Annotated in this window: 2 protein-coding genes; one reads left to right on the top strand and one right to left on the bottom strand. The window is 63.9% G+C overall.

The window, feature by feature from the left end; genetic code table 11:
• The coding region (locus tag ABT116_RS50635; RefSeq protein ID WP_351648689.1) for an FAD-linked oxidase C-terminal domain-containing protein at positions 1–171 on the top strand (171 nt) is incomplete at its 5' end.
• Between the two features lie 23 nt (positions 172–194).
• On the opposite strand, the gene ABT116_RS51325 is transcribed toward ABT116_RS50635, so the two are convergent.
• Positions 195–1,008, bottom strand: an 814-nt coding sequence (locus ABT116_RS51325; RefSeq protein ID WP_502984127.1) for a cation:proton antiporter, incomplete at its 5' end; no start/stop codon positions are given.

Genomic DNA, 1,008 nt, shown 5'->3' with positions numbered 1-1,008 from the left:
GGCACGATCACCGGCGAACACGGGGTCGGTCGACTCAAGCGCGACTGGCTGCCGTCACAGTTGGGTGACGACGTCATGACCCTCAATCGCAAGGTCAAGGATGCGCTCGACCCCCTGGGAATTCTCAATCCCGGAGCCGTCATTGCCGTGAAAGAAGGCTCTCTCGACTAGCTTTCACGTCGACGTCGAACGAGTTACGTCATCGAGGAACCGTCGGGCTGACCGAACGGACCAGCTCGGCCAGCTGACGGAATCCTTCTGCTCGGCCACTCGAAGAGCGGAACACGACGCCGATCGTACGACCTGGAGCCGGCGACGCGAAGCGCGCCGTCGACAAATCTCCGCGTCGAACCTCCACTGCAACAGCAGATTCCGGGACCAAAGTCACCCCGAGTCCCCCGGCCACACACTGCCGTGTCCTGCAAACGCGTCGCATAACTCGCGCGGGTGGAGCGCTGGCCGAGGAACAATCCGGCTACGACGACCGCGATGACGCCCGACGCGTGAACCTCTTCCGCAGCGAGGTAGGTGAAGAACGGCACCACCAATCCGATTCCGCTCTCCATCACCGGATCCTGGAGTTTGCCGCGAACCTTCGAGATGACGAAGCCCACCGCCAGGCCGATCACCGTTCCACCGACCGCTGCGACGAGGAAGGTCTCGAAGCCGCCGATCAGCGTCGCACCAGTACCCACGGCGGCAGCGAGAGCAACCTTGTACGCCGTCAGAGCGGTGGCGTCGTTGAGCAGGCTCTCGCCGCCCAGCAGGGTCATGATTCGGCGCGGCAGACCGAGCTTGCGTCCGATTGCGCTCGCGGACACCGCGTCCGGCGGCGCTACGATGGCACCGAGAACCAAAGCAGCCGCTATCGAGAACTCCGGCACGATCAGGTAGGCGACAAAGCCCACCGCAGCCGTCGTCGCCAGGGGAAGCCCCACCGCGAGAAATCCGATCGGACGCAGATTCGAGCGCAAAGCCAGGTATGAACTGTCCAGTGCTGCCGAGTAC

The organism is Streptomyces sp. NPDC002130, from assembly GCF_040296465.1.
Classification (GTDB): Bacteria; Actinomycetota; Actinomycetes; order Streptomycetales; family Streptomycetaceae; genus Streptomyces.
This window is presented reverse-complemented; position numbering and strand designations above follow the sequence as displayed.